Below are 258 nucleotides of genomic sequence, written 5' to 3' on the forward strand. Positions count from 1 at the left end.
CCCGGCGAAATATTTGGCCGCCGACCGCAGGATCTCCCGTTCGGTGGTGAGCGTGGCACGCTCGCTGCGTAAGGCCGTGTTCTCGGCCTCCAGCCTGGCGACTCGCTCCTCGAGCGTCTCGGCCCGGCCCGCGGGCACAGACCCACCACCACCACCACCGCTCGGTGAGGCTGCGCGGGCCTTCAACGGGCTCGGGGCCGGTGTCCCGTCCGCGGCCGTCTTCTTGCCGGTCCCATACCGCTCGAGCCAGTGCCGCAA

The 258-nt window shown here is 71.3% G+C and carries 1 pseudogene; it reads right to left on the minus strand.

Annotated elements, in window-relative coordinates:
- Positions 1-258, minus strand: a pseudogene (locus tag ACFPFQ_RS42205) (hypothetical protein); the annotation flags it as partial.

It is taken from the genome of Pseudonocardia sp. GCM10023141, assembly GCF_042653605.1.